Origin of the sequence: Streptomyces sp. NPDC048604, from assembly GCF_043199435.1 — a bacterium.
In the GTDB taxonomy this organism is placed as follows: Bacteria; Actinomycetota; Actinomycetes; order Streptomycetales; family Streptomycetaceae; genus Streptomyces.
This window is the reverse complement of the sequence record NZ_JBICVX010000007.1, coordinates 288,412-314,810: the sequence shown is the minus strand read 5'-3', so window position 1 is coordinate 314,810 and position 26,399 is coordinate 288,412. Positions and strand designations below refer to the sequence as shown.

Annotated in this window: 29 protein-coding genes; 11 read left to right on the top strand and 18 right to left on the bottom strand. The window is 73.4% G+C overall.

The genetic code is table 11. The annotated features are described in order from the left end of the window. Nucleotides 1–70 precede the first annotated feature (70 nt). On the top strand, nucleotides 71–1,411 hold the full coding sequence (locus ACGFMM_RS17615; protein WP_393647231.1) for a CoA transferase: 1,341 nt from the start codon (nucleotides 71–73) through the stop codon (nucleotides 1,409–1,411). On the opposite strand, the gene ACGFMM_RS17610 is transcribed toward ACGFMM_RS17615, so the two are convergent. From ACGFMM_RS17610 to ACGFMM_RS17575, 8 genes are all read right to left on the bottom strand, one after another. Then, nucleotides 1,401–2,444, bottom strand: a complete 1,044-nt coding sequence (locus tag ACGFMM_RS17610) for a zinc-dependent alcohol dehydrogenase family protein (RefSeq protein WP_393647230.1) — start codon at nucleotides 2,442–2,444, stop codon at nucleotides 1,401–1,403. The genes ACGFMM_RS17615 and ACGFMM_RS17610 overlap by 11 nt on opposite strands. 18 nt (nucleotides 2,445–2,462) lie before the next feature. Beyond that, nucleotides 2,463–3,128: a lysoplasmalogenase family protein gene (locus ACGFMM_RS17605; RefSeq protein ID WP_393647229.1), complete on the bottom strand. Its 666-nt coding sequence runs from the start codon at nucleotides 3,126–3,128 to the stop codon at nucleotides 2,463–2,465. Nucleotides 3,129–3,136: 8 nt separating this feature from the next. Beyond that, the gene (locus ACGFMM_RS17600) at nucleotides 3,137–3,982 is read right to left on the bottom strand and encodes a sterol desaturase family protein (protein WP_393647228.1); all 846 of its coding nucleotides are present in this window, start codon (nucleotides 3,980–3,982) and stop codon (nucleotides 3,137–3,139) included. A 120-nt stretch (nucleotides 3,983–4,102) separates the two neighbouring features. Further along, a complete protein-coding gene (locus ACGFMM_RS17595) occupies nucleotides 4,103–4,816 on the bottom strand; it encodes a VIT family protein (protein WP_393647227.1) in 714 nt (237 codons plus the stop codon). Between the two features lie 24 nt (nucleotides 4,817–4,840). After that, a complete protein-coding gene (locus ACGFMM_RS17590) occupies nucleotides 4,841–6,067 on the bottom strand; it encodes an amidohydrolase family protein (protein ID WP_393647226.1) in 1,227 nt (408 codons plus the stop codon). Then, the gene (locus tag ACGFMM_RS17585) at nucleotides 6,064–7,356 is read right to left on the bottom strand and encodes an amidohydrolase family protein (protein WP_393647225.1); all 1,293 of its coding nucleotides are present in this window, start codon (nucleotides 7,354–7,356) and stop codon (nucleotides 6,064–6,066) included. The genes ACGFMM_RS17590 and ACGFMM_RS17585 overlap by 4 nt, the downstream gene beginning before the upstream one ends. A gap of 12 nt (nucleotides 7,357–7,368) precedes the next feature. After that, a complete protein-coding gene (locus ACGFMM_RS17580; protein ID WP_393647224.1) occupies nucleotides 7,369–8,253 on the bottom strand; it encodes an SDR family NAD(P)-dependent oxidoreductase in 885 nt (294 codons plus the stop codon). Beyond that, nucleotides 8,253–9,050, bottom strand: a complete 798-nt coding sequence (locus ACGFMM_RS17575; protein WP_393647223.1) for an acetoacetate decarboxylase family protein — start codon at nucleotides 9,048–9,050, stop codon at nucleotides 8,253–8,255. Before ACGFMM_RS17575 ends, ACGFMM_RS17580 begins: the two co-directional genes overlap by 1 nt. A gap of 118 nt (nucleotides 9,051–9,168) precedes the next feature. Here ACGFMM_RS17575 and ACGFMM_RS17570 point away from each other — a divergent pair, with 118 nt between their 5' ends. The 6 genes from ACGFMM_RS17570 (at nucleotide 9,169) to ACGFMM_RS17545 (ending at nucleotide 14,572) form a co-directional block, all read left to right on the top strand. Continuing rightward, entirely contained in the window at nucleotides 9,169–9,822 is a 654-nt protein-coding gene (locus tag ACGFMM_RS17570; RefSeq protein WP_393647222.1) for a TetR/AcrR family transcriptional regulator, read from the top strand. Further along, complete coding sequence (locus ACGFMM_RS17565) at nucleotides 9,819–10,802, top strand: DEDDh family exonuclease (protein WP_393647221.1); 984 nt, start codon at nucleotides 9,819–9,821, stop codon at nucleotides 10,800–10,802. Before ACGFMM_RS17570 ends, ACGFMM_RS17565 begins: the two co-directional genes overlap by 4 nt. A 54-nt stretch (nucleotides 10,803–10,856) precedes the next feature. Further along, nucleotides 10,857–11,090: a hypothetical protein gene (locus tag ACGFMM_RS17560; protein WP_393647220.1), complete on the top strand. Its 234-nt coding sequence runs from the start codon at nucleotides 10,857–10,859 to the stop codon at nucleotides 11,088–11,090. A 72-nt stretch (nucleotides 11,091–11,162) separates the two neighbouring features. Continuing rightward, nucleotides 11,163–11,960, top strand: a complete 798-nt coding sequence (locus ACGFMM_RS17555; RefSeq protein WP_393647219.1) for an SURF1 family protein — start codon at nucleotides 11,163–11,165, stop codon at nucleotides 11,958–11,960. A gap of 49 nt (nucleotides 11,961–12,009) precedes the next feature. Beyond that, nucleotides 12,010–13,812 carry a glycoside hydrolase family 15 protein gene (locus ACGFMM_RS17550; protein ID WP_393647218.1) on the top strand — a complete coding sequence of 601 codons (1,803 nt, stop codon included), beginning with the start codon at nucleotides 12,010–12,012 and terminating at the stop codon, nucleotides 13,810–13,812. A gap of 4 nt (nucleotides 13,813–13,816) precedes the next feature. Then, nucleotides 13,817–14,572, top strand: a complete 756-nt coding sequence (locus tag ACGFMM_RS17545) for an SDR family oxidoreductase (RefSeq protein WP_393647217.1) — start codon at nucleotides 13,817–13,819, stop codon at nucleotides 14,570–14,572. Nucleotides 14,573–14,590: 18 nt separating this feature from the next. On the opposite strand, the gene amaP is transcribed toward ACGFMM_RS17545, so the two are convergent. The 8 genes from amaP to ACGFMM_RS17505 form a co-directional block, all read right to left on the bottom strand. Continuing rightward, entirely contained in the window at nucleotides 14,591–15,172 is a 582-nt protein-coding gene (gene amaP, locus ACGFMM_RS17540) for an alkaline shock response membrane anchor protein AmaP (protein WP_393647216.1), read from the bottom strand. 6 nt (nucleotides 15,173–15,178) lie between these two features. Next, nucleotides 15,179–15,832 (bottom strand): DUF6286 domain-containing protein, encoded by a 654-nt coding sequence (locus ACGFMM_RS17535; protein ID WP_393647215.1) that lies wholly within the window; start codon nucleotides 15,830–15,832, stop codon nucleotides 15,179–15,181. Continuing rightward, on the bottom strand, nucleotides 15,829–16,176 hold the full coding sequence (locus ACGFMM_RS17530; protein ID WP_393647214.1) for an Asp23/Gls24 family envelope stress response protein: 348 nt from the start codon (nucleotides 16,174–16,176) through the stop codon (nucleotides 15,829–15,831). The genes ACGFMM_RS17535 and ACGFMM_RS17530 overlap by 4 nt, the downstream gene beginning before the upstream one ends. Nucleotides 16,177–16,182: 6 nt before the next feature. After that, nucleotides 16,183–16,374, bottom strand: coding sequence for a hypothetical protein (locus ACGFMM_RS17525; protein WP_393647213.1), 192 nt, complete (start codon nucleotides 16,372–16,374; stop codon nucleotides 16,183–16,185). 27 nt (nucleotides 16,375–16,401) lie between these two features. Beyond that, nucleotides 16,402–16,887 (bottom strand): Asp23/Gls24 family envelope stress response protein, encoded by a 486-nt coding sequence (locus tag ACGFMM_RS17520; protein WP_393647212.1) that lies wholly within the window; start codon nucleotides 16,885–16,887, stop codon nucleotides 16,402–16,404. Nucleotides 16,888–17,134: 247 nt separating this feature from the next. Beyond that, entirely contained in the window at nucleotides 17,135–17,941 is an 807-nt protein-coding gene (locus ACGFMM_RS17515; protein ID WP_393647211.1) for an enoyl-CoA hydratase/isomerase family protein, read from the bottom strand. 152 nt (nucleotides 17,942–18,093) lie between these two features. Next, nucleotides 18,094–18,315 carry a helix-turn-helix domain-containing protein gene (locus ACGFMM_RS17510; protein WP_005477683.1) on the bottom strand — a complete coding sequence of 74 codons (222 nt, stop codon included), beginning with the start codon at nucleotides 18,313–18,315 and terminating at the stop codon, nucleotides 18,094–18,096. Between the two features lie 322 nt (nucleotides 18,316–18,637). Then, nucleotides 18,638–20,236 (bottom strand): ABC-F family ATP-binding cassette domain-containing protein, encoded by a 1,599-nt coding sequence (locus ACGFMM_RS17505; RefSeq protein ID WP_393647210.1) that lies wholly within the window; start codon nucleotides 20,234–20,236, stop codon nucleotides 18,638–18,640. Between the two features lie 222 nt (nucleotides 20,237–20,458). Here ACGFMM_RS17505 and ACGFMM_RS17500 point away from each other — a divergent pair, with 222 nt between their 5' ends. Together ACGFMM_RS17500 and ACGFMM_RS17495 are read left to right on the top strand one after the other, a co-directional pair. Next, nucleotides 20,459–21,349 (top strand): neutral zinc metallopeptidase, encoded by an 891-nt coding sequence (locus ACGFMM_RS17500; protein WP_393647209.1) that lies wholly within the window; start codon nucleotides 20,459–20,461, stop codon nucleotides 21,347–21,349. A gap of 88 nt (nucleotides 21,350–21,437) precedes the next feature. Then, nucleotides 21,438–21,836: a VOC family protein gene (locus ACGFMM_RS17495; RefSeq protein ID WP_393647208.1), complete on the top strand. Its 399-nt coding sequence runs from the start codon at nucleotides 21,438–21,440 to the stop codon at nucleotides 21,834–21,836. A 14-nt stretch (nucleotides 21,837–21,850) separates the two neighbouring features. Here ACGFMM_RS17495 and ACGFMM_RS17490 read toward each other — a convergent pair whose 3' ends face one another. Both ACGFMM_RS17490 and ACGFMM_RS17485 read right to left on the bottom strand, forming a co-directional pair. Further along, a complete protein-coding gene (locus tag ACGFMM_RS17490) occupies nucleotides 21,851–23,293 on the bottom strand; it encodes a hypothetical protein (protein ID WP_393647207.1) in 1,443 nt (480 codons plus the stop codon). Between the two features lie 54 nt (nucleotides 23,294–23,347). Next, on the bottom strand, nucleotides 23,348–24,475 hold the full coding sequence (locus ACGFMM_RS17485; RefSeq protein ID WP_393647206.1) for an alpha/beta hydrolase: 1,128 nt from the start codon (nucleotides 24,473–24,475) through the stop codon (nucleotides 23,348–23,350). Nucleotides 24,476–24,803: 328 nt separating this feature from the next. Here ACGFMM_RS17485 and ACGFMM_RS17480 point away from each other — a divergent pair, with 328 nt between their 5' ends. After that, nucleotides 24,804–26,069: an anion permease gene (locus ACGFMM_RS17480; protein ID WP_393647205.1), complete on the top strand. Its 1,266-nt coding sequence runs from the start codon at nucleotides 24,804–24,806 to the stop codon at nucleotides 26,067–26,069. A 13-nt stretch (nucleotides 26,070–26,082) separates the two neighbouring features. After that, a complete protein-coding gene (locus ACGFMM_RS17475; RefSeq protein ID WP_393647204.1) occupies nucleotides 26,083–26,304 on the top strand; it encodes a hypothetical protein in 222 nt (73 codons plus the stop codon). Nucleotides 26,305–26,399: the final 95 nt, after the last annotated feature.

Genomic DNA, 26,399 nt, shown 5'->3' with positions numbered 1-26,399 from the left:
TAGCATTATCCGCTATCTATTGTGGAGTCGTACGAGGTCCGGCCGGCACGAGGAGTGCGATCATGCGGCCATGGGCGACGGCACGGGCAGCGGCATGAGCAACGGCATGAGCAACACGGTGGGCAGCGCCACGGAGTTGCTGTGGGCGGTCCTCGACGGCGATCCCGCCCTGACCGACCGGGTCGAGTACACGGGTCCGTCGGGGCTGCTGGCCGCCCGGCTGCCCGTGATGGACCTGGCGCGGGCCACGGTCGCGGTCTGTTCTCTGGCCGCGGTCGAGCAGGCGGGGCTGCCGGGTCCGGTACGGGTGGACGACGGGGCGGTGGCCACCGCCTTCACGAGCGAGCGCCACCTGAGCGTCGACCGCCGCAGGCCGGTGAACTTCGCCAAGTTCTCCTCCTGCCTGCGCGTCGGCGACGGCTGGATCCGCGGTCACGCCAACTATCCGCACCACAGGGCGGCCTTCTACACGGCCCTGGGCCTGACCGAGGACGCGCCGGACACCGCCGTCTACGACGCGCTCAGGGAGCGTACGGCCGTGGAGCTGGAGACGGCGGTGTACGCGGCCGGCGGCTGCGCCGTGGCCGTACGCACCCCCGAGCAGTGGGCCGCGCACGAGCAGGGCCGGGAGGTCGCCGCCCGGCCGCTGCTGACGAGGGAACGGCTCGACGAGGCGCCCCCGAGGCGGCGTTCGGGCCCCCTGCGGGTCCTGGACCTGACCCGGGTCATCGCCGGGCCGGTCGCGACCCGGACCCTGGCGCTGCTCGGCGCGGACGTGCTGCGGATCGACCCGCCGGGCAACCCCGAACTGCCGGACCTGCACGCCGACGCGGCCGTCGGCAAGCGGTCCGCCGCGCTGGACCTGGACCGGCCGTCCGACCGGCGCACCTTCGACGAACTCCTCGACGCCGCCGACGTCCTGGTCACCGGCTACCGTCCCGGCGCCCTGGACCGCTTCGACCTGTACCGGCCCGGTCTGGTGACCGCCCGGCTCTCCGCCTGGGGCGACTACGGGCCGTGGGGCGGGCGGCGGGGCTTCGACAGCCTGGTCCAGGCGGCGAGCGGGATCGCGGTGGTCGAGGGCGCGGAGGAGGAGCCGTACTGGCTGCCGGCGCAGGCGCTGGACCACGGTACGGGCTATCTGCTGGCGGCGGCCGTCCTGCGCTCGCTGACCGAACAGGACCGGGACGGCGGCACCCGCCTCGTCCGCCTGGCGCTCGCCCAGACGGGCCACTGGCTGACCCACGCCCTGCCGCGGTACGAGCCCGAGCGGTACGTCACCGAGACGGAGGGCCCGCTGGGGCGCGTGCGGCACGCGCTCTCCCCCGTCGCGTACGAGGGCGGCCCGGCGGGCTGGTCGCGCCCGCCGGGCCTGCCCGGGGCCGACGACCCCGCGTGGCTCACGGCTTGACGAGGACCTTCAGCGCGGTGCGCTCGTCCATGGCCTTGTAGCCGTCCGGAACGCCGTCGAGGCCGACCGTCATGTCGAACACCGGCGACGGGTCGACGGCGCCGCTGAGGACGTCGGGGAGCAGCTCGGGGATGTACGCGCGGACGGGCGCGACGCCGCCGCGCAGGGAGATGTTGCGGTCGAACATGACCGACAGGTCCAGGCCCGTGCCGCTGCCGTGCGGGACGCCGACGTAGCCGATCGCGCCGCCGTCGCGGGTGATGTTCACGGCGGTGCGCATGGACTGCTCGGTGCCGACGGCCTCGATGACGGCGTGCGCGCCCTGGCCGCCGGTGAGTTCGCGGACGGCCGCCTCGGCGGCCTCGCCGCGCTCGGCGACGACGTCGGTCGCGCCGAAGGTGCGGGCGATGTCGGTGCGGGCGGTGTGCCGGCCCAGGGCGATGATCCGCTCGGCGCCGAGGCGCCTGGCCGCCAGCACGCCGCAGAGGCCGACCGCCCCGTCGCCGACCACGGCGACGGTGGAGCCCTTGCGGACCCCCGCCCCGAGGGCGGCGTGGTGGCCGGTGCCGAGGACGTCGGAGAGCGCGAGCAGCGCGGTGAGCAGCCGGTCGTCGGAGGCGGCGTCGGCGGGCAGCTTGACCAGGGTGCCGTCGGCGTGGGGCACCCGTACGGCCTCGCCCTGGCCGCCGTCGGAGCCGACCGAGCCCCAGAAGCCGCCGCTCGGGCAGGAGGTGTGCAGGCCCTCGCGGCAGTAGTCGCAGGTGCCGTCGGACCAGACGAACGGCGCGACGACGAGGTCGCCGGCCGCGAAGCCGGTCACGTCCGCCCCGGCCGCCTCGACGATGCCGAGGAACTCGTGGCCGATGCGCTGGCCCGGCTGCCGCGCGGACTCGCCGCGGTACGCCCACAGGTCGCTGCCGCAGATGCAGGCCCGCAGCACCCGCAGCACGACGTCCGTGGGCTCCTTGATCACCGGATCGGGCACGTCCTCCACGCGCAGGTCGAACGGGGCGTGAATGGTGGTGGCGCGCATGACGGACGGTCCTCGCTGTCAGATGGCTGTACGGCTGGTCGTACGACTGGTTGTACGACATTCACCGTACCTCGCTCGCAGGGTGCCCTCGGTCAGCAGGAACTGCGCCGCGAGGTAGGTCGCCATGACCCAGAAGTCCGGGAAGGGCGGCTGGGGCCAGTCGGCGAGGGCGGTGGCGATGAGCGTGTCGGACAGCAGGAACAGCGCGCCACCGGCCCCGGCGAGGAGCCCGAGCGAGCTGGACCGGTAGGCCACGGCGGTCAGCAGCAGCGAGTAGGCGGCGACGGGTACGCGCAGGCCGGCGGGCAGATCGGGCCACAGGGCGAGGACGGTGACGGCGAGGACTCCGGCGTACAGCAGGCCGAGCGCCGGGGAGGTGGAGCGCCGCCCGAAGAGCAGCAGGTAGCAGACATGCCCGGCGGCGAAACAGCCCATCCCGGCGAGGAACGCCCCGTCGGCGTCCCCGAGCAGCAGGACGTCCCCGCCCCACCCGAACAGCAGCGCGGCGACCAGCGACGCCGGGGCCCTGCGGGCGGCCGCGTACGCGGCGAGCAGCGGCATGAGCAACGGCTTGGCGGCGAGATGCCCGGCCTCGGCCCCGACGAGCAGCGAGCCGAGGTCGACGACGGCGGCGATCAGGAACGCGCCGAGCAGCACCCGGGAGGCGACGGCTCTCCTCCTCACGGCCCTCCTCACGAGCCCGCCCCCGCCCCCGGCTCCCACCCGGGCCCCCGGAACACCCGCCCGCCCCGCTCGCGCCAGCTGCCGGCCGCCCGCAGATCACGGGCGATGGCCGCGTACTCGTGGGTGGCGACCCGCAGCGGGTTGTAGGTGGCGATGTTCTTGGTGAGCCCGAAGACGGGCCGGTCCGTCTCCCCCACCCAGGTCCCGAAGAGCCGGTCCCAGACGATGAGCACCCCGCCGAAGTTCCGGTCGAGGTAGCCGCCCTGCGAGGCGTGGTGCACGCGGTGGTGCGAGGGCGTGTTGAAGACGTACTCGACGGGCCGCGGCAGCCGGTCGATCCGCTCGGTGTGGATCCAGAACTGGTACACGAGGTTCACCGAGGAACAGAAGGCGACGGCCGCCGGATGCACGCCGAGCACGAGCATCGGCAGATAGAACGGCCAGGAGGTGAACCCGGTCCAGGGCTGCCGGAGGGCGGTGCTGAGATTGAACTTCCGGCTGCTGTGGTGCACCACATGGGAGGCCCACAGGATCCGCACCACATGATGGCCGCGGTGCTGCCAGTAGTAGCAGAAGTCCTGCGCCAGCAGCATCAGCGGAACCGTCCACCACAGCACCGGCACCCGGAGCGGGGTGAGCGCGTAGACCGCGCCGTAGATCGCGACGACCGGGATCTTCCACACCACGTCGAAGAACAGACTCCCCAGCCCCATGCCCACACTGGTCGCGGCGTCCTTGGCCTCGTACCCGGCCTTGTCGTCGTCGGGATGGATCCGGTAACCGACCATCTCCACGACGGTGAGCACCACGAAGGCGGGTATCGACCACAGCACGACATCGGGCAGGTTCGGCATGCGCTGAAGGTAGAGGCGGGGCGGCGGCGCGGCTAGACGTCGTTACGCACAAGTAAGTAAGACGAGATGTCAGCAACCTTTGGCTACTTCCGACAAGGGCGCCGGGTACAGGCCGGAGTACTAGACCCCCGCCGCCCCCAGCAACGAACCCGCCGCGTACGTCACGCCCATCGCCAGGGCGCCGCCGGCGGCGTTGCGGAGGATGGCTCGGGTGGGTGGGGCGGCGCCCAGGCGGGCGCTCCACCAGCCGGTGAGGGCGAGGGCGGTGAGGACGGAGAGGACGGTGACCCAGAGGCGGTCGTCGGCGGGCGGGAGGACGATCGCGAGCAGCGGGAGCAGGGCGCCGACCGTGAAGGCGAGGAAGCTGGCGCCCGCCGCGTGCCAGGGGATGGTCAGCTCGTCGGGGTTGATGCCCAGCTCCACGCGGGCGTGGGCGCGCAGGGCGTCGCGTTCGGTGAGCTGGACGGCGGCCTCGTGGGCGACGTCCTGGCTCAGGCCGCGGCGGGCGAGGAGCTCGGTGAGTTCGGCGAGTTCGGCCTCGGGGCGCTCGCGCAGTTCGCGGCGTTCCTGGGCCAGCGCCGCCAGTTCCGAGTCGCGCTGGGTGGAGACCGAGACGTACTCCCCCGCCGCCATCGACATCGAGCCGGCCAGCAGTCCGGAGAGGCCCGCGGTGAGCAGCGCGGACTGCGACTCGGTGGCGCCGGCGACGCCGACGACGAGGCCCGCGGTGGAGACGACTCCGTCGTTCGCGCCGAGGACGGCGGCCCGGAGCCAGTTCAGCCGGGTGCCGAGCCCGCCGCCGTGGGCCTCGTCGTGTGCTGGGGCTTCAGTCACCCCGGGAGGGTCTCACCCGCCGCGTCACCAGACGCGGACCGACCCGCCCGGGGCGAACGCCGGGCTGGTGGCCGCGGGCGGGACCTCCTTGAGGGGTTCGGCGATCTCGGCCACCGTGGGGCCGTGGACGGCGGCCAGGGTGTCCAGGTACGCCAGGTCGAAGCCGTACACGCGGGCCGCGTTGCCGCCGGCCATCGCCGCTACCTCCTCCCGCGGCAGCCCCGCGTAGGCGATCCGCAGGCCCTCGCGGGAGTACGGCGCGGTGCCCTCGTCGTGCGGGTAGTCGCTGCCCCACATGATCTTGTCCAGGCCGATCCGCTCGCGCAGCGGCACCTCGTGCGGGCGCATGAAGCTCGCGCCGACGAAGCAGTTGTCCCGCCACACCTCGCTGGGGCCACGGCCCATGTGCGCCGCCAGGCCCGCGCCGAACTTCGACTCCGCCGTCGCCGCCTTCGTCGTGGCCGCCACCAGCCGGTCGTGGTAGTAGTCCAGCATCTCCAGGACGCCGGGGATCCAGCCCGACCCCTGCTCCGTCAGCACCAGTTTCAGCGAGGGGTGCCGGCGGAACGCCCCGCCGAAGATCAGGTGCCACAGCGCCCGGTGCGAGAACCACGTCGTCTCCACCATGAACACCGCCCGCGCGGCCGGCTCGTCGCCGAGCGGCGGCGACGCCGAGCCGCCGTGGTGGTTGACCGGCACGTCCAGCTCGGCGCAGACCGCCCAGATCGGGTCGTACACAGCGGCGTACAGCTCCGGGATCCCGCTGCCGGGCGGCGCGCCGGGCAGCAGGACGCCGCCGGTCAGGCCCGCCTCCTTGGCGCGGCGGATCTCCCGTACCGCCTCGTCGACGTCGTTGAGCAGGATCTGCGCGACCCCCGCCCGCCGTCCCGGCGCGTCCGCGCAGAAGTCGGCCAGCCAGCGGTTGTGCGCCCGCAGTCCGGCCCAGCGCTGCTCGTACTCCGCAAGGCCGGGCGCGGGCGCCATCAGCGAGGCCGACGGGAAGAACGGCGGAATGGTGTTGGGGAAGACGACCTCGGCGACGATGCCGTCCGCCTCCAGCTCCCGCAGCCGGCGCTGCGAGTTCCAGTTGCGGTCGGCGGTGTCGGCGAGCAGGTCCTCGTACGGGTTGACGTACGCGGCCGCCCAGGCGTCGAAGTCGTCGTGGTGGCGCTTCTCCAGGTACGGCTTGTAGTCGAGGAGGTCGGCGCCGGCATGGCAGTCGGCCGAGATCACGGTGTACCGGTCCGTCATGACGCCGCGCCGATCGACGGGAAGTCGTGCCCCGTCAGCCAGTGCCGGCCCACCTCGCGCGAGCGCGCCCAGGACGCCTCGACGGCGGTCTGGTCCTCCGGCTGGCCGAGCTCGGCCGGGGTGGGGCCGATGCGGCGGGCGATCGGCTCCAGCTTCGCCGTGTCGAAGCCGAACACCTCCGCCGCGGCCAGGCCCAGGATCCGGCGGGTCTCGTCGACCGGGATGTCGTGGAAGGTGTCGCGCAGCCAGCCCCGGGTGCGCGGCCAGGTGCCCTCGGGGTGCGGGAAGTCGCTGCCCCACAGGATGTTGTCGACGCCGATCTCGTACCGCTGCGCCAGCTCGCGCCGTTTGGTGTTGGTGGCGCAGATGAACACCTGCCGGTCGAGGTACTCGCTCGGCGGCCGCCTCAGCTCGGCGAACGGGGACAGCTTCTTGCCGCCGTGCGCGCCCAGATAGAGCCGGTCCATGAACCACAGCAGGTTCGGCAGCCACCAGCAGCCGGACTCGGCGACGCCGAACCGCAGCCCCGGGTGGCGCTCGAAGACCCCGGACCACAGCAGGAACCACAGCGGCCGGGCCGGCCACCAGGTGACCTCGGAGACGTAGATGCCGAGGTGGTCGCCGTACTCCTCGCGCGGGGCCGCGCCGGAGTGGGTGACCAGCGGCATCCCGGTATCGGCGGCGGCCGCCCACACCGGGTCGTAACGGCGGTCGTGGTACGGCTCCTTGTCCACCCACATCGACGGGATCATCAGCGCGCCGAGCCCGGACTCCTTGGCCCGGTGGATCTCGGCGACGACCTTGTCGACGTCGGCGGTGACCGGCAGCAGGGCGACGCCGCAGTGCCGTGCTGCGTTCTCGGCGTTCCCGCCCACGAACTCGGCGAGCCAGCGGTTGTGCGCCTGCGCGCCCGCCATGCCGAGCTCGGGGTCCTGGTCGCCGGAGAGCCCGAGGCCGACGCCGAAGGGCGCGGCGGTCTGGCTGTCGACGGCGTCCGCGTCGGGGAAGACGACCTCGGCGGCGACGCCGTCGCCGTCGAGCTCCTTGAGCCGCTGCGCGGTGTCCCAGCCGCCGCGCAGCCCTTCCTCGTTGTCGCTGAACCACTTCTCGGCGAACGCCTCGTTGCGCACCCCGAGCCGGGTCATCGCCGCGCGGCGGGCGTCCCGGCCGGCGAGGAACTCGTCGAAGGCGCGGTGGAAGCGGGAGTCCAGATAGGGCCGGTACTGCTCGGTGGGCAGTCCGGCGTGGCAGTCGGAGGAGATGATCAGGTACGGGTCGTCGTGGGCCACGGCGGTCCCCCCTCAGTCCAGGATGAAGTTCTCCAGGTACGACGGATTGGCGCGGTCGAGCATCGACTGCGCGCGGGCGCGGATCTGCCGGTCGCTGTGCTCGCTCTCCGGGAGGATCCAGAACCGGTCGGCGCGGATGCCGTCGACGACATGGCCGGCGACCTCCTCGACGGGCGTGAACCGCACCTCGTGCCCGGCCTGCCTCATCGCGGTCTCGTACTGGTCGATGGTGCGGTACGGGGTCCGGCGCGGGCGCTGCTTGGCGTACCGCTCGGGCCGGTTGCGGTGCGACTCCCACAGTCCGGTGCGCAGCATGTGCGGGCCGGGGAAGAGCACGGACGCGCCGACCGGTGCGCCCTCGGCCTTCAGATGGGCGTACAGCGACTCGGTCATGGTGACCACGGCCGCCTTGGTGACGGCGTAGACGGAGGCGGTGGGCAGCGGGGCGATGCCGCCGTCGCCGGAGGAGGTGTTGACGACGTGGCCGGGCCCGCCGCCCTCGATCATCCGCGGCACGAAGGCCTGCACGCCGTGGAAGACGCCCCAGACGTTGACCGCGAAGGCCCACTTCCAGTCGTTGGGTTCGTGCTCCCACATCCGGCCCTCGGCCCCGGAGCCGACGCCCGCGTTGTTGCAGAGCACGTGGACGGCGCCGAAGGTCGCGTACGCGGCGTCCGCCAGGGTGCGTACGGAGTCGGCGTCACCGACGTCCACCGTCCGGGCGAGGACGTGTGCCCCGCTCTCCATCAGCTCGTCCGCCGCCTTGGCGAGCGCCGCCTCCTCGACGTCGGCGAGCACGACCGCCAGCCCCTCCGCGGCGAACCGGCGGGCCATGGCGAGGCCGATGCCGCTCGCCGCGCCCGTGACGACCGCGACCTGGCCGGGTTCGAGCCGCATCAGACGCTCCCCTCGGGCGGTCCGTCGAGCACCTGCCGGGGGTCGTCGTAGCGCTGGTGGATGTACGGCAGCAGGACCTCGGCGGCGACCCGTTCGACGACCCGGCCCTTCTGGTCGGTGGTCTTCTCGCCGACGGTGATCTCGACGAGCCGGCGGACCGGCAGGTCGGCGACCGGGTCGTACATGGACTCGCGCAGCACCACGTCGCCGGTGACCGCCTCCAGCCTGCGCACCTTCTCGTGGCGGACGCAGTGGACCAGGACCGGGTCCCCTTCGAGGCCCGAACCGTCCACGGCAGGAAGGAACTTGAAGTAGAAGTCGGTCTTGTCGGCGGGCTCGGGCAGCGGCAGCGGGCCGGAGACCGCGCCGCGCACCTCGACGAAGGCGATGCCGTGCCGGGCGAGCACGGCGCGGACCACGAGCCCGTCGCGTTCGACGGTGACCTCGCCGAGCTTCTTCGGTTCGCCGAAGACCTCGCGGCCGCCGGTCAGGGCCCGCTCGTGGGTCATCGGCATGACCAGCGGGTACCAGCCCTGCTGGTCGCCGTGGCCGGCGGCGACGGCCACCGAGCCGGCGCCGAGCGGGTATCCGGGCAGGTCGACCTTGCTGATGTTCGCCCGCACCAGGGGGCGTTCGGCGGGTTTGAGCGGGGGCGGCAGCACGGCCGCCACCACGTCGGGGTCGGTCTCCCAGACCGCGACGACGCCGGTGGACCAGATGTCGGGGAGTTTCGCGTTCGCGCCGCGGGCGGCCGCGAGCTCCTCCTCGGTGCGCGCGCCGTACCGTACACGTGCCATGACGTACCACCCTTCGGTTCTCGTCGGGGGTCGGTTCTGTAACACAGTTACACCGGCGGGGATGAAGGGTAAAGACCCGTGCACGGAACGGCCCTTGCACGGAACGGAAGGGGGACGGATGGCACGCAGCGCGCTGACCCGGGAGCAGGTCCTCGACACGGCGGCGGCCCTGGTGCGGCAGCACGGGCCGGACGCCCTGACGATGCGCAAGCTCGCCGCCGAACTGGGCACCGCGGTGACCTCGATCTACTGGCACGTCGGCAACCGGGAGTCGCTGCTCGACGCGCTCGTCGAGCGGACCGTCGCCGACCTCGGCGCGATCCGCCCGCGCGGCGCGACCCCGGCCGGGCGGATCGTCTCGGTGGCCCGGGCGCTCCGCCGCGAACTGCGGGCGCGTCCGCATCTGGTGGCGATGGTGCACGAACGGGGCCTGACGGAACGCATGTTCCTGCCCGCCCAGCAGGCGCTGGTCCTCGAGGTGCACGCGGCGGGGCTGCGCGGGGCCCGGGCGGCCGGGGTGGTGCGGGCGGTGCAGTTCCACGTCGTCGGCCATGTCCTGGTGGAGCGCAACCGCGAGCGCGCCCCCGCCCAGTCCCCTGCCGAACAGGACCTGTGGGCGGGCGAGACCACCGGGGACGACCCGGCGCTCGCCCGCGCGCTGGCCCGTCCGATCGACACGGACCGGTTGTTCACGCGCTCGATTCGGGCGCTGGTGTCCGGTTTGCTGGACTCCGGGGACGAGGGTGTCCGTGCGGGGCCGTATTCTCAATGACCATGCTCGACGACCGTACGACCGCAGCAGCGTGGCCGGCCGCGTACCCGCAGGGGTACGCGGTCGTCGACGTGGAGACCACCGGCCTCGCCCGCGACGACCGGATAGTGTCGGCTGCCGTCTACCGGCTGGACGCCCGCGGCGAGGTCGAGGACCACTGGTACACCCTCGTCAACCCGGAGCGGGATCCCGGCCCGGTCTGGATCCACGGGCTGACCGACGAGATGCTGGCGGACGCCCCGCTCTTCCCGGACGTGGCCGGGGAGTTGTCCGAGCGGCTCGACGGCCGGGTGCTCGTCGCTCACAACGCGATCTTCGACTGGGGCATGCTCGCCCGCGAGTACGCGCGCGCCGAGCGGACCGCGCCGGTGCGGCAGCGGCTGTGCACCATCGCGCTCGCCAAGGAGCTGGCGCTGCCGCTGCCCAACCTCAAGCTGGAGTCCCTGGCGGCCCACTTCGGCGTCGTGCAGCAGCGCGCGCACAACGCGCTGGACGACGCGCGGGTGCTCGCCGAGGCGTTCCGGCCGAGCCTGCACGCGGCGGCGGAGCAGGGTCTGCGGCTGCCGCTGCTCGAGTGCCGGCCGCTGACGGAGTGGGCGTCCTCGCCCGCGACCGGGTCCGGTGCGGCGCGGATCGGCCGGCAGTCCTCGTACGGGAACAGCTGGCGTCCGACGAAGAAGCGGCCGCCTTGCCCGCATCCCAACCCCGGGCGTTACGAATCCGACAAACCTCTCAAGCAGGGCATGCGGGTGGCGTTCTCCGGCGACACCTCCATCGACCGCGAGCTCCTGGAGGACCGCACGGTCGAGGCGGGGCTGCACGTCGCGGGCAGCGTCTCCCGGCTCACCAGCCTGCTGGTCACCAACGACCCGGACTCGGCCACGTCCAAGACCGTCAAGGCGAAGGCGTACGGCACGCCGATCGTCGACGAGGCCGCGTACACGCACCTGCTGAGAGACGTGGCCCCGGCAGACGGGTGACGCGCCGGGCGTGCCGCCGCCCGTTCGGCCGCCCGGCGGCCCACCCTGTGGCGCATGGCACGTTGTGAGGTCTGCGGAAACGATTACGGCATGTCCTTCGAGGTGCACGCGCAGGGCGCGGTGCACGTCTTCGACTGCTTCGCCTGCGCCATCCACCGCATGGCGCCCATCTGCGAGCACTGCCGGGTCCAGATCATCGGCCAGGGCGTCGAGGTCGAGGGCAACTGGTACTGCGGCGGCCACTGCGCCCGCGCGGAGGGAAAGGTGGGCATCGTCGACAAGGTGTGAGCCCGGTTCCGCCCGGCGCCCCGGCGGAACCCCCCTGCGAGCACCCCACGGCCCGAGAGGTACGGTCGTGGGGTGTACCGCTTCCTGTTGTCCCGGCAGTGGGTGATCCTCACCCTCGTCGCTCTCCTGCTCATCCCGGTGATGATCAAGCTGGGCTTCTGGCAGTTCCACCGGCACGAGCGCCGGGTCGCCCAGAACGCCCTGATCGCGGACAACCTGAAGGCGAAGCCCGTCCCCGTCGAGACCCTGACCTCACCCGGTCACACCGTCCCGCGCGGCGACTACTGGCGGAAGGTCACCGCCACCGGCACGTTCGACACCGCGCACGAGGTCGTGGTGCGCCGCCGCACCAACGCCGACGAGAACGTCGGCATGCTCGTGCTCACCCCGCTGGTCCTGAAGGACGGCCGGGCCGTGCTGGTGAACCGGGGCTGGGTGCCCGCCGCCCCGGACCAGAAGGCATATCCCGAGGTGCCGCCCGCCCCCGGGGGCGAGGTGACGATCGCCGGCCGGCTGAAGGCCGACGAGACCACCGGCGCCAGCGGCATCAAGGACCTGCGCGGACTTCCGGACCGTCAGGTCATGCTGATCAACAGCGCCCAGCAGGCCGAGCTGATCGGCGCGACGGTGCTCGGCGGCTATGTCGAGCAGACCGGCCCGGTCACCGAGTCCCCGGAGCAGATCCCGGAGCCCGACCACGACTCGATCGGCGCGCACATGGCGTACGCCGTCCAGTGGTGGCTGTTCGCGTCCGGCGTGCCGGTCGGCTGGGTGATCCTCGTCCGCCGCGAGCGGCGCGACCAGGAGGCGGCCCGGAGCGGCGCCGCGCAGGGGCCGGAGGCCCCGGAGCCGGCCACCGCCGCCGTCTGAGCCGCGGCCGTCTGATTGGCCGTCCGCCCGATCGGGAACACGCCATGGCGTGACGCAACGCATCGAGGACTACGCCCTCATCGGGGATCTGCAGACCGCGGCCCTGGTCGGCCGCGACGGGTCCATCGACTGGCTCTGCCTGCCGCGCTTCGACTCCGGGGCCTGTTTCGCTGCGCTGCTCGGCGACGAGAACAACGGCCACTGGCGGCTCTCCCCGGCCGGTGCCGCCCAGTGCACCCGCCGCGGCTACGCCGGGGAGTCGCTGATCCTGGAGACGTACTGGGAGACGCGGACCGGCACGGTCAAGGTCGTCGACTTCATGCCGCAGCGCGACCGGGCGCCGGACGTCGTGCGGATCGTCGAGGGCCTGAGCGGCTCCGTCGAGATGAGCGCCGTGCTCCGGCTGCGTTTCGACTACGGCTCGATCGTGCCGTGGGTGCGCCGGGCGGACGGCCACCGGGTGGCGATCGCGGGCCCGGACTCGGTGTGGCTGCGCAGCGAGCCGCCGGTGAAGACCTGGGGCCAGGAGTACAGCACCCGCTGCTCGTTCGACGTCGCCGAGGGCGACCGGGTGGCGTTCGTGCTGACCTGGCACCCCTCGCACCACCCGCGCCCGGCGCTGTGCGACCCGTTCGAGGCCCTGGAGCAGTCGTTGCAGGACTGGCGGGACTGGTCGGCCCGGTGCACGTACCGGGGGCCCTACCGGGAGGCCGTGCTGCGCTCCCTGATCACCCTGAAGGCCCTCACGTACGCCCCCACCGGCGGCATCGTCGCCGCGCCGACGACCTCCCTGCCGGAGGAGCTCGGCGGCGTACGGAACTGGGACTACCGCTACTGCTGGCTGCGCGACTCCACCCTCACCCTGGGCGCCCTGCTCTCGGCGGGCTACGTCGACGAGGCCGCGGCCTGGCGGGACTGGCTGCTGCGCGCGGTCGCCGGCGACCCGGCCGATCTGCAGATCATGTACGGCCCGGCCGGCGAGCGCCGGCTGCCCGAGACCTCGCTGCCCTGGCTGAGCGGCCACGGGCAGTCCGTCCCGGTCCGGATCGGCAACGCGGCGGTGGAGCAGACGCAGCTGGACGTGTACGGGGAGGTGATCGACTCGCTGTTCCGGGCGCGGGAGGCGGGCATCCCGGCCGAGCCGCACGCCTGGAACCTGCAGAAGAGCCTGCTCGGCTTCCTGGAGTCGACGTGGCGGGAGCCGGACGAGGGGCTGTGGGAGGTCCGCGGCCCGCGCCGGCACTTCACCCACTCGAAGGTGATGGCCTGGGTCGCCGCCGACCGGGCGGTGCGCACGCTGGAGGCCGATCCCTCGCTGGAAGGAGACCCGGCGCGGTGGCGGGCGATGCGGGACGAGGTGCACTCGGAGGTGTGCGAGCGGGCGTACGACCCGGAGCGGAACACGTTCACCCAGGCGTACGGCTCGGCGGAGCTGGACGCGGCGACGCTGCTGATCCCCCGGCTCGGCTTCCTGCCACCGGACGACCCGCGGGTGATCGGCACGGTGGAGGCGGTCCGGCGCGAGCTCGGGCACGGCGGCTTCGTCCGCCGCTACACCCCGGCGCCGGAGATCGACGGACTGCCGGGGCGGGAGGGGGCGTTCCTCGCCTGCACGTTCTGGCTGGCGGACGCGCTGCTGCTGATCGGCCGGAAGGACGAGGCGCGGGAGGTGTTCGAGCGGCTGCTGGCGCTCCGCAACGACGTGGGGCTGCTCGCGGAGGAGTACGAGCCGCTGGCCGGCCGCCAGCTCGGCAACTTCCCGCAGGCGTTCAGCCACATCGGGCTGGTGGGCACGGCGCTGGCCCTGGACGCCGGAGAGGTGGTCGGGGTGGACGAGGAGGCGGCAGGATAGGCCCATGGATCTTGGACTGAAGGACCGGGTGTACGTGGTGACCGGCGCGACCAAGGGTCTCGGCCGGGCCTCTGCGGAAGCGCTGCTCGCGGACGGCGCGAAGGTCGTGGTGACCGGGCGGGACGCGGCGACGGTCGCGAAGGCGGCCGAGGAACTGGGGCCGGACGCGGTGGGCGTGGCCGCGGACAACGCGGACCCGGGCGCGGCGGAGCGGGTGATCGCCGAGGCGAGGGCCCGGTTCGGGCGCTTCGACGGCATCCTGGTCAGCGTCGGCGGCCCGGCGCCGGGCTTCGGCGTGGACAACACCGACGAGCAGTGGCAGGCGGCGTTCGAGACGGTGTACCTGGGCGCGGTGCGGATGGCGCGGACCGCGGCCGGGGCGCTGGGCGAGGGCGGCGTGATCGGCTTCGTGCTGTCCGGCTCGGTGTACGAGCCGATCTCCGGCCTGACGATCTCGAACGGGCTCCGCCCGGGCCTGGCGGGCTTCGCCAACTCGCTCGCCCGCGATCTGGGCCCGAGCGGCATCCGGGTGTTCGGTCTGCTGCCGGGCCGGGTCGACACCGACCGCGTCCGGGAGCTGGACGCGCTGTCCGGCGACGCCGACGCGACCCGTGCCTCCTACGAGGGGCAGATCCCGCTGCGCCGCTACGGCCGTCCGGAGGAGTTCGGGCGCACGGCGGCCTTCTTCCTGTCCCCGGCGGCCTCGTTCCTGACGGGTGTGATGGTCCCGGTGGACGGCGGCCTGCGGCACGGCTTCTGAGCGGCCGGCCCGGCGCCGTCAGGTGACGCGGCGGGCGTGGTGCTTGACGGCGCGCAGACGGGCCTCGGTGGGGATGGACGCGAGGCCCGTCGACGTACGGGCGTGCTGCAGGGCCTCGTGGGTGAGGGCCGCCAGGGCCTCGCGGGGCGCGGCGTACGGCTCCAGGAGCAGCCTTACGCGGGTGGTCGGCGCGGTGCGCCGGCCGCGCAGCAGGACCCGGGCCTTGGCCACGCCGTCGAGGGTGGCCACGTCGGCCTCCAGGACGTGCTCCAGGGCCGGGCCGCGCAGTACCGCGGCCTCGCCGTCGCCGGTGTCGACCAGCACCTCGGCCAGCCGGCCGCGCCGGAACTGGGCGACCAGCCAGACCAGCGCGAGGAGCACGACGACGCCGAGCACGGCGATGACGGTGGGCCACCACCAGCCGTCCCCGCGCCAGCGCTGCCGCTGGGCCTTGGTCAGCAGGACGTCGGACGGGCCGGACCAGGGCCACCAGGAGGGCACGCCGAGGTCGAGCCCGGCGGCGAGCACGGCCCCGCCGCCCACCAGCAGGACCAGTCCGGCGAGCCCGATCAGGCCCCGGTTGAAGCGCCGCAGCTTCACCTCGGTTCACCTCTTCTTCCGCGGCCGGCCGACCTGCAGCCGGACCGCGGGCGGCGCGGCCAGGCCGAGCTCGTCGATCCCGGTGTCGAGCACGGTGGTCAGATCGGCCTGGACGTCGTCGAGTTCGCGGAAGTGCGACAGGGCGCGGACCCGTACCTTCCGCCGGCTCATCCGCACCCGCACGGACTGCACGCCGGAGACCTCCATGGCCCGGTCGCGCAGCGCGAGCGCCGCGGCCTCGCGGTCGAGTCCGGCGCGTACGTCGACGTGTTCGCGGCGCATCGGCAGCACGGCACGCAGGCCGGGCGTGGCCGCGAGGAGCAGCAGCCAGAGGCCGAGGACGACGGCGACGGACGCGCCGACGAGCACCCAGGTGTCGTCGAGCGGGCGGGTGGCGAGGTCGTCGGCGAGGCTGCGCCGCCACTGCATGGCGGAGTGCTCGGCGCGGACCGCGGCCACGTCGTACAGCAGCAGCCCGGCGCCGCCGAGGACGACGGCCGCGACGATCGCGGACGGGATCCGCCGCTGGGACCAGAAGCGGCCGGCGCGCTTTCCCGCCTCGGCCGCCTCGTCCGCGAGCACCGGGACGGAGCCGGTGTCGCCGGGCTCGGGTCCGGGGGCGGGTTCCGGCGGGGTCGCGGCCTCGGTGCCGGTGCTCATCGCAGCCTCCCGCGGGCCTCGTGTCCGGCGTGCGGCGAGTGCAGCCGCTCGACGTGGACGGCGACTTCGGGGACGTCCATGCCGGCCAGGGAGGTGACGCGTTCGGCGACCCGGCTGCGGACCGCGCCGCACTGGCCGCCGATGTCGGAGGGGTAGTCGAGTTCCACGGTGACGGACACGTGCGCGACGTCGCGGTGCACGACGACCGTGGCGTGGGGCTTGTGGCCCTCCGCGGGAAGCCGGCCCAGCGCCTCGCGTGCGGCCTGCGCGGCGATCTTCGCGACGACGCGGTCGGCGATGGTGGTCTCCCCCCGTTCGGCGGCGGTGACCCGTTCTCCGGCCACCGGCGGTCACCTCCGCCGGTCGTCGCGCTGGCGGCCCCGGAAGAGGTCGCCGGGCTCCAGGTCGCCGTCGAGGAAGCGACCGGCCACGAAGCCGATCGCCCCCAGCGCCGCGACCAGTACGAACGCCCCGAAGCCGCCGAAGTACCCGGCGAAGCCGAGGGCCATGCCGGCCACCAGGCCGACCACCGCCATGCTCATGCTGAGCTCCTTCCGCCGGGCACGTGGCTACTGGAGCCGCGTCTCCGGCTCTTCTTCCTCTTCCTCCGGCAGCTTCACGTCGCTCACGGCGATGTTGACCTCGACGACCTCCAGGCCGGTCATCCGCTCGACGGCGGCGACCACGTTCTCCCGGACGTCGCGGGCGACGTCGGCGATGGAGACGCCGTAGTCGACGACGATCTCCAGGTCGAGGGCGGTCTGCACCTCGCCGACCTCGGCCTTGACGCCCCGCGTCACGCTGGACGACTTCCCGCCGCCGGGGACGCGTTCGCGCATGGCGCCGAAGGTGCGGGAGAGGCCGCTGCCCATGGCGTGGACGCCGTCGACGTCCCGTGCGGCCAGTCCGGCGATCTTCTCGACGACGCCGTCGGCGATGGTGGTCCGGCCGCGGGTCCCCGGTTCGCCGCCGCCGCGCTTGATCACGGACGGCCGGCGTGCCGCGCCCCTCGGCTCATCGACGGTCGGTTGGTCGGTCTTCGCGGATTCGGTCATCACCGTTCGTCCCTTCCGGGCGGTATTGGGTCCGTTGCCCACACTAAGCGCGCTTCCCCGCTCGCGCGCCGGGGAACCCTTCAGGGCCGGTGGAGCCGGGCCGTGGAACCCGTGTACGACGGCCCTGCGGGCGGCGCCGCCGATTCGCGCCCCCGAATACGCCGGAAGGGCGACCCGCGGGTGCGGGTCGCCCTTCCTGGGCCGTGCTCGGTGGGCGGCCCTGCGGCCGTGCGATGTTCCGGGCGGGTCAGTCGCCGAGGCCGGCGAGGTCGCGCAGCCGGCGGCCCTGGGCGGCGCGCTCGGCGACGCGCTGCTCCTCGTACGAGCGGCCGGTGACGCCCTGGAGCAGGGCCTTGGTCTCGATGACCGCGTCCCGCGGCGCACTGAGCAGCGCGGCGCTCAAGTCCCGCACGGCGGAGTCGAGTTCGTCCGCGGGCACGGCGAGGTTGGCGAGCCCGATGCGCTCGGCCTCGGCGGCGTGGACGAAGCGGCCCGTGGCGCAGATCTCGAGCGCGCGGGCGTAGCCGACCAGCGAGACGAGCGGGTGCGTGCCGGTGAGGTCCGGCACCAGACCCAGGCTGGTCTCGCGCATGGCGAACTGCACGTCCTCGGCGACGACGCGCAGGTCGCAGGCGAGGGCGAGCTGGAAGCCGGCGCCGATCGCATGACCCTGGACGGCCGCGATCGACACGATGTCACTCCGCCGCCACCAGGTGAACGCCTCCTGGTACTCGGCGATGACGGCGTCCATCTCCGCGCCGTCGCCGCGCGCCAGGTCGAGGAACGACGGCTCGCCGTCGAAGCCCTCGGGCGTGAACGCCTGCCGGTCGAGGCCGGCGGAGAAGGACTTGCCCTCGCCGCGCAGCACGACGACGCGCACGGTGCCCGGCAGGGACCGACCCGCCTCCGTCAACGCCCGCCACAGAGCGGGGGACTGGGCGTTGCGCTTGGCGGGGTTGGTCAGGGTCACCGTGGCGACGGCGTCCTCGACGGTGAGTCGTACGCCGTCCTTGTCGATGACGACCACGGGGTCGACGGAGTCGGACGTAGTCATGGGGCGCCTCCGGTTCAGGTGCGGTGCGTGCAGCACGGCTCGACACATCGAGCTCAAGCAAAGCTACTGCACAGTAACCACCCGGTCGACCCCTCGGCCGACCGGGCGGCCACCGTCGGAACCGGTGGACCGGACGAGCATGCGCCCCGGTGTCAGGCCGAGGCGGTCTTCTTGCCTCGTGTCGCTCCGCCACGTCCGCGCAGCGTCACTCCGGACTCGCTGAGCATCCGATGGACGAATCCGTAGGAGCGGCCGGTCTCTTCGGCCAGCGCCCGGATGCTCGCACCGGAGTCGTACTTCTTCTTCAGGTCTGCCGCGAGCTTGTCGCGCGCGGCGCCGGTCACCCGGCTGCCCTTCTTCAGAGTCTCGGCCACCCGTGCCTCCTCATGGGAAGTGCGCTCTGGACTTCTCATGATCACCCCTCCCGGACGTCCTGGCCACCCATTCGACAAGGTCCGTGGCACGAGCTTGGCGTCCGGAGAAGGGGCCGTCACGACCGGAATCAATGATTCCGTTGGTGGTCGCGCCCCTTCCCGTCCCGCCCGGCGAGCGAAGTGCCAGGTCAGGGACGTGCGGCCGACGGAGGACCGGCGCGCGGCGCCAAGCGGGGATTCCGCCGGCCCTCACGCACCGGTACCAGACCGTCTCACTCAGATGACGGATCACCGATGAGCCGAATGATCCCTACGGAGATGATCAGGCGAGGGCCACGAGGTCCGCGTAGTCGGCGCCCCACAGGTCCTCGACACCGTCCGGGAGCAGGATGATGCGCTCCGGGTCGAGCGCCTCGACGGCGCCCTCGTCGTGGGTGACGAGGACGACCGCGCCCTTGTACGTGCGCAGCGCGCCGAGGATCTCCTCGCGGCTGGCCGGGTCGAGGTTGTTCGTCGGCTCGTCGAGGAGCAGCACGTTCGCAGAGGACACGACCAGGGTCGCGAGCGCGAGCCGGGTCTTCTCACCACCGGAGAGCACCCCGGCCGGCTTGTCGACGTCGTCGCCGGAGAACAGGAACGAGCCGAGCACCTTGCGCACCTCGACGAGGTCGAGGTCGGGCGCGGCGGAGCGCATGTTCTCCAGGACGGTGCGGTCCGGGTCGAGGGTCTCGTGCTCCTGGGCGTAGTAGCCGAGCTTGAGACCGTGGCCCGGGGTGACCTCGCCGGTGTCGGGCTGCTCGACGCCGCCGAGCAGCCGGAGCAGGGTGGTCTTGCCCGCGCCGTTGAGGCCGAGGATGACCACGCGCGAGCCCTTGTCGATCGCGAGGTTCACATCGGTGAAGATTTCGAGCGAGCCGTACGACTTCGACAGGCCCTCCGCCGTGAGCGGGGTCTTGCCGCAGGGCGCGGGGTCGGGGAAGCGCAGCTTGGCGACCTTGTCGGAGACGCGGACCGCCTCCAGGCCGGACAGCAGCCGCTCGGCGCGCTTGGCCATGTTCTGCGCGGCGACGGTCTTGGTGGCCTTGGCGCGCATCTTGTCGGCCTGCGAGTTGAGCGCGGCGGCCTTCTTCTCGGCGTTCTGGCGCTCGCGCCTGCGGCGCTTCTCGTCCGCCTCGCGCTGCTGCTGGTAGAGCTTCCAGCCCATGTTGTAGACGTCGATGACGGAGCGGTTGGCGTCCAGGTAGAAGACCTTGTTGACGACCGTCTCGACCAGGTCGACGTCGTGGGAGATCACGATGAAGCCGCCGCGGTAGGTCTTCAGGTAGTCGCGCAGCCAGACGATCGAGTCGGCGTCGAGGTGGTTGGTCGGCTCGTCGAGGAGCAGGGTGTCGGCGTCCGAGAACAGGATCCGGGCCAGCTCGATCCGGCGGCGCTGACCGCCGGAGAGGGTGTGCAGCGGCTGGCCGAGCACCCGGTCGGGCAGGCCGAGCGCGGCGGCGATGGTGGCGGCCTCGGCCTCGGCGGCGTACCCGCCCTTGGTGAGGAACTCGGTCTCCTGGCGCTCGTACTGCTTGAGCGCCTTCTCACGGGTGCCGCCGGAGCCGGTGGCGATGCGCTCCTCGTTCTGCCGCATCTTGCGGATGAGGACGTCGAGACCACGGGCGGACAGCACCCGGTCGCGGGCCAGGATGTCGAGGTCGCCGGTGCGCGGGTCCTGCGGCAGATAGCCGACCTCGCCGGAGCGGGCGATGCTGCCGGCGGCGGGCTGGCCCTCGCCGGCCAGGCACTTGGTGAGGGTGGTCTTGCCGGCGCCGTTGCGGCCGACCAGGCCGATGCGGTCGCCCTTGGCGATACGGAAGGAAGCGGACTCGATGAGGACGCGGGCGCCGGCGCGCAGCTCGATGCCGGTGGCGGTGATCACGGACAGACTCCAGGGCGGGATGGACGGCGGAAGGACGGACGCTGAGGGCTTCGACGCCGTCTAATCGTGCGCGGGGAGAATGGCCATGCGGCCAGTCTAACGGGCGCATGCAACCGGTTTTCCGTCGCGTGATCGGCAAAAGGGGCGGGACCGGCGGGGCTGATCGATACTCGGCGCAGGGCGGCGGCCCCCTGCCGCGGCGCGACGCGGAGGTGGTGGCCCGTGCAGTTCGACGACGACGCCGAGCTGGACACCTCGGAGGTGCGGGACGTCCGGGGCAGCCGGATCCCGGGCGGGCGGCGCACCGTCGGCGGCGGCATCGTCGGCCTGATCGCACTGGTCCTCGGGCTGTTCCTCGGGGTGGGCCCGGAGCAGCTGGGGCTGTCGTCGGGCGGCGAGGACCCGGTGGCAAGCTCGTCTTCGGCGGCGCAGGTGGACCGGCGGTGCCGGACGGGCGCGGACGCGAACGCCCGGGAGGACTGCCGGATCGTCGCGGTGGTCAACAGCCTGCAGGACTACTGGCGGGCCGAGTACGCGCGGCGGGGCGGCCGGTACGGGGACGCGCGCACGGTGATGTTCAGCGAACGGGTCGGCACGGCCTGCGGGGCGGCGAGCTCGGCGGTGGGGCCGTTCTACTGCCCCGGGGACCGGCAGGTCTATCTGGACCTCGGGTTCTTCGAGGACCTGCGCACCAGGTTCGGCGCCGGTGGCGGGCCGTTCGCGCAGGCGTACGTGGTGGCGCACGAGTACGGGCACCATGTGCAGAACCTGATGGGGACGCTGGGCCGGGCCCAGGACGGGCGGACCGGCGCGGGCTCGAACGCGGTCCGGGTGGAGCTCCAGGCGGACTGTTACGCGGGAGTGTGGGCGCGGCACGCGACCGCGACGCCGGACGAGCGGACCGGGCGGCCGCTGCTGACCCGGCTGACGGACGCGGACATCCAGGACGGACTGTCCGCGGCGGCGGCCGTGGGCGACGACCGGATCCAGGAACGGTTCCAGGGGCGGGTGACGCCGGAGAACTGGACGCACGGCTCGGCGGCGCAGCGGCAGCAGTGGTTCTACACGGGCTACCGGACCGGCGACATGGCGCGGTGCGACACCTTCCGCTGAGCCGACCGGTGTTCACCTCGTTGTCAGCGGCGGCTGCAAGACTGAGATCCAGGTCACATCGAGGTCACATCGAAAGGAAGTGATCGGGATGACCGACGCACCCGACATCTGTCCGACCCTGCGCTACGAGGACGCGAAGGCCGCGATCAAGCTGCTGACGGAGGCGTTCGGGTTCGCCGCGCACGCGGTGTACGAGGGCGAGGACGGGCGTGTGCTGCACGCCGAGCTCACGTACGGGAACGGCATGGTGATGCTCGGCAGCTCGGGCACCGGCAGCGAGTTCGACCGGCTGATGGCGTCCGGCGGGCCGACCGGGGTGTACGTCCACGTGACCGACGTGGACGACCACCACGCCAGAGCCGTGGCGCACGGCGTGGAGATCGTGATGCCGCCGACCGACCAGGAGTACGGCTCCCGGGACTACATGGCCCGGGACGCCGAGGGCAACGTCTGGAGCTTCGGGACGTACGCCCCCGGCACCTCGTAGGGCGCCCGGCCGGCTCAGGCGCCGCCGGTGTGGACCTGGAAGGCGGCCCGGCGGACCGCCTTGGCCAGGGCCGGGTCGGGGTGCGCGGCGGCCAGGGCGACGAGGACCTGCACGGTGCGCGGGTGACCGACGGCCCGGACCTCGTCGAGCAGGGCGGGGACGGTGCCCTGCACGGCGGAGTCGAGGTGGCGGACCAGGAGGGCGCTCTCGCCGTGGTCGGCGACGGCCGCGGCGGTGTCCACCCAGAGCCAGGTCGCCTCCTCGCGGGTGAGCACCTCCGGGGCGTCGTCCGGGTCGGCGCCGTCGTACTCGGCGAGCCAGAGCAGCGCGTACGGGCGGAGCGAGGGTTCGTCGACGGTGGCGCGGACCTCGGCCTCGGCGGGGGCGCCGACGACGCGGAGCGCCTCGAAGGCGAGGCCGCGCAGCAGGGCGTCCTCACCGCGGGCGACGGCGAGCAGTTCGGTCACGGCGCTGCCGAGGGTGCGGGCGGCGAGCCAGGCGCGGTACTCGGCGCGGGCCGGGCCGGGGGTGAGCCGGGCACAGCCGCGCAGCATGTCCTCGGCGGGCTGCTCGATGTTGCCGGCCGGGCTCTGCGCGGCGACGCAGATCTGCTCCAGCTTGACCCAGACCGCCCAGTTGCCGAGCGGGGTGAGGGTGGCCTGGCCGGGGCGCAGGGTGAGCGCGCCGACGGCGGCCAGCCCTTCGAGGGCCCAGCCGAGCAGCGGGGCGAGCGCCTCGGCGGAGACGGGGGCCGCCGCGGCGGGGGCGTCCGTGCCCGGGGCCTCCGCGCCCGGGGCGCCGGGTTCCTCGCCGCGCGCGGGGAGCGAGGCGTCGGCGGCGTCCGCGGACGGGACTTCGCAGCGCTCCTCGCGGAGTTCCTCGACGCGCTGCTGCAGCATGTCGAGGAGGGCCGGGACGAGCACCGGGCCGGCGGACAGCTGGAGCAGCGAGAGCAGCTGCGGCACCGCCTCGACGACCTCGGCGACATCGCCGGGGGCGACGTCCTCCGGCGCGGGGTGCACCAGCGACCAGGCGTCGAAGAGGGCGACCCAGCCGCGCAGCACGGCGGAGTCGTCGCGGTCCCAGGCGTGCAGCCGCCAGCCGGGGCGGGCGGTCTCGCCGTGCAGCTCGACGAGACCGGCGAGCCGGGCGCGGTCCCAGCCGGCCCGGATCTGGTCGGGCGTCAGGTCGAGCGCCGCGGCGGCCCGTTCCCGGGCCGGGAGGACCTCCGGGGCCCGGGCGCCGGAGGCCCAGCGGGCGATCCGGACGGCGTCGCCGAGGACGGTCCGCGCCTGGCGGGCCAGTTCCTGGCGGGGCGGCGTCCCCTCGGGGGGCCGCGGCGCCGGCCGGGTCCGCCGGGTCGTCACGGCCCTGCGGGCCGTGGCGAGTGCCCGCGGGCGGACGAGTCGGAGTCTGGAGTTGCGCGCCAATTCCTCATCAGGCTTTCGAGACGTCACGGGGGCAGTCTTCCCGCTGACGGCCCGAAAGCCCAATCGGAATGCTCGGGGCCCCTAGAGCAGGGGCACGAGGAAGCGGCGCAGGGCCTCTTCGTACCGGTTCGGATCGGCGTTCCACATGGCCGCGTGCGGGGCGTGCGGGACGGGCCGGAGGGTGACCAGATCGGGGCGGAGGGCGGCGAGTTCGCGGGACGGCTCCCAGGGCGCGATGGTGTCGTCGGGGCCGTGGAAGAGGAGCGTGGGGACGCGCAGCGCCTGCGGGTCGGCGGACTCCTGGAGGGTGTCGCCGTACAGCCCGGTCCGGCTGCGCGCGGCGCGGACGGTGAGCGGCACCAGCAGGCTCGGGGTGCCGCGGGCGGCGGCCAGGGCGCGCAGGGTGGCCTCCTGGTCGAGGACCGGGGAGTCGAGGACGAGCCCGGCGATCCGCTCGCGCAGCCCGGAGCCGACGGCGGCGTGCAGCGCCATGGTGGCGCCGGTGGACCAGCCGTACAGGACGACCTTGTCCGCGCCGTGCCGTACGGCGTGCCGGATCGCCGCGTCGACGTCGCGCCACTCGGAGTCGCCGAGGTGGCCGAGGCCGTCGGGCGAGCCGGGGGCGCCGGGGTCGCCGCGGTAGGCGGGCAGCAGGACGGGGATCTGGCGGCGGTGCAGGAAGGGCAGCAGGTTCAGCGGGTGCTGCCGGGTGGTGCCGAGGCCGTGCAGGGTGATCACCCAGGTGCGGCGGGGTCCGGGCACGTGCCAGGCGGGCATGGTGCCGAGCTCGCCGGGGATCTCGACGTCCTGGTAGTCGATGCCGAGGGCGCTGAGCGGGGTGCCGGTGTGCAGCTGCGGGGTGAGCCGGACACGGGAGCCGGTCCGCAGCTCGCCCAGTTCGACCCGTTCGAGGCGGCGTACGACGGTGTCGGGGCTGTGCGGGACGTGGTCGAGGACAGGGCCGACGACGGCGTGGGTCTCGGTGCCCTCGATGCCGTACGTGCCGGGGCGCAGCGCGGCGAGGCTGCGGGTGAGGGTGATCCGGCCGGGGCCGGTGGCGTGCACGGTGAGTTTCGGGTCGCCGGGCAGGGCCCGGCCGGGCGGCAGGTTGAGGGCCGCGTCGCTGGCGTAGCGGCCGGCCGCGTAGAGGGCCGCGCCGACACCGATCAGGGTGGTGACGGCCGCTGCCGTCGCTGTAGCCGGGCGCACCGTTCCAGTGTCGGCACGGTCGGCGCGCCGTGCCAGTGGGCGCGGGGCCGGCGGGGTGACCAGGATCTCATCCGGGGGGTCTTTTCAGGGCTTCTGCGAGGCTGGACGAGAGCGGCAAAACCGGCACATGCCGACCACTCTCCCGTGCCTGCGGGCATTACCGGCGGTCACAGCCTTCTCGTTCGAGTGGCCGGAAGACGCCCCGGAGGCGAAGCGGAACCCGTGGATCCCGGTTGGGGACACTCCACCGCCGGACCCAGTTCACCTTCCGTTCACCCAGGTTGCCTACGTTCAACCAGCCACTGACGTCAAACGATTGCCTGGGTAAATGGAACACATCACGCTGCTGCTCGCCATTGTGGTCGTGACAGCTCTCGTGTTCGATTTCACGAACGGTTTCCACGACACCGCGAACGCGATGGCCACGACCATCTCGACCGGTGCACTCAAGCCGAAGACGGCGGTGGCCATGTCCGCCGTGCTGAACCTCGTCGGCGCCTTCCTGTCCATCGAGGTCGCCAACACGATCTCCAAGGGACTGGTCAACGAAGAGGGCATCCAGCCCGAAGTGATCCTGGCCGCGCTCGTCGGCGCGATCCTGTGGAACCTGGTCACCTGGCTGGTCGGACTGCCGTCCAGCTCCTCCCACGCTCTGATGGGCGGCCTCATCGGCGCGACCGTCGCCTCGATCGGCGTCAGCGGCGTCAACGGCGACGTCGTCGTCACGAAGGTCCTCATCCCGGCCGTCGTCGCCCCGCTGGTCGCCGGCCTCGCCGCGATGTTCGCCACCCGCATGACGTACCGCCTCGGCAAGAACGCGGACGGCAAGACCACCGAGAAGGGCTACCGGGCCGGTCAGATCGCCTCCGCCGGTCTCGTCTCCCTCGCCCACGGCACCAACGACGCCCAGAAGACGATGGGCATCATCACCCTCGCCCTGGTCGCCGGCGGCGTCCTCGCCCCCGGCGCCAACCCGCCCGTCTGGGTCATCGTCTCCGCCGGCATGGCGATCGCGCTCGGCACCTACCTCGGCGGCTGGCGCATCATCCGCACGATGGGCAAGGGCCTCACGGATCTCCAGCCGCAGCAGGGCTTCGCCGCCCAGACCAGCGCGGCCACGGTCATCCTGGCCTCCTCCAACCTGGGCTTCTCCCTGTCGACCACGCACTCCTGCTCCGGCGCCGTCATGGGCGCGGGCCTGGGCCGCAAGGGCGGCGTCGTCCGCTGGTCGACGGCCACCCGGATGTTCGTCGCCTGGGGCCTGACCCTTCCGGCCGCGGGCCTCGTCGGCGCCGGCGCCGAGTACGTCGCCCGGCAGGGCGACTGGGGCGTCGCCGCCGTCACGGCCTTCCTGATCGTCTCCTGCGTCGCCATCTGGGTCATCTCCCGACGCCAGGTCGTCGACCACACCAACGTCAACGACGTCGAGGCCGACGCCGAGCCCGCGGGCGTCGTGACCACGGCCATCGCCGCCGTCACCCCGCCGCCGGCCGGCTCCGTCGCCGCCGTCGCGGACGAGGGCCTGAAGACCACCATCCCGACGCCGGCCCCCACGGACCCGGCCGCTCCCCCGGCCTCCGCCGCCGCGCTGTAAGGAACGGAACCACATGAAGATCGACTGGGCAGCTCTCGGCTCCGTCTTCGGAGTCAGCCTCGTGGCGACCGTCGCCCTCGTGGCCCTGTTCACCCTCGGCATCGTCGGCCTCTCCAAGCAGGAGCAGGCCGCCGCGCAGGGCGGCTCCGCCGTACTGGCGCGCACCGGCGCGTACGCCTGCTTCGCGCTGTGCGCGGCGGCCGTCGCGTACGGCATCTATCTGATCGTCGTCTGACGATCGTCGACTGACGATCCGGACCCACCGGCCGGGGGGGGGGCCGCGCGCCGGGGGGGGGGGCCCGCCCGGCGGGGGGGGGGGGTGGGGGGCCC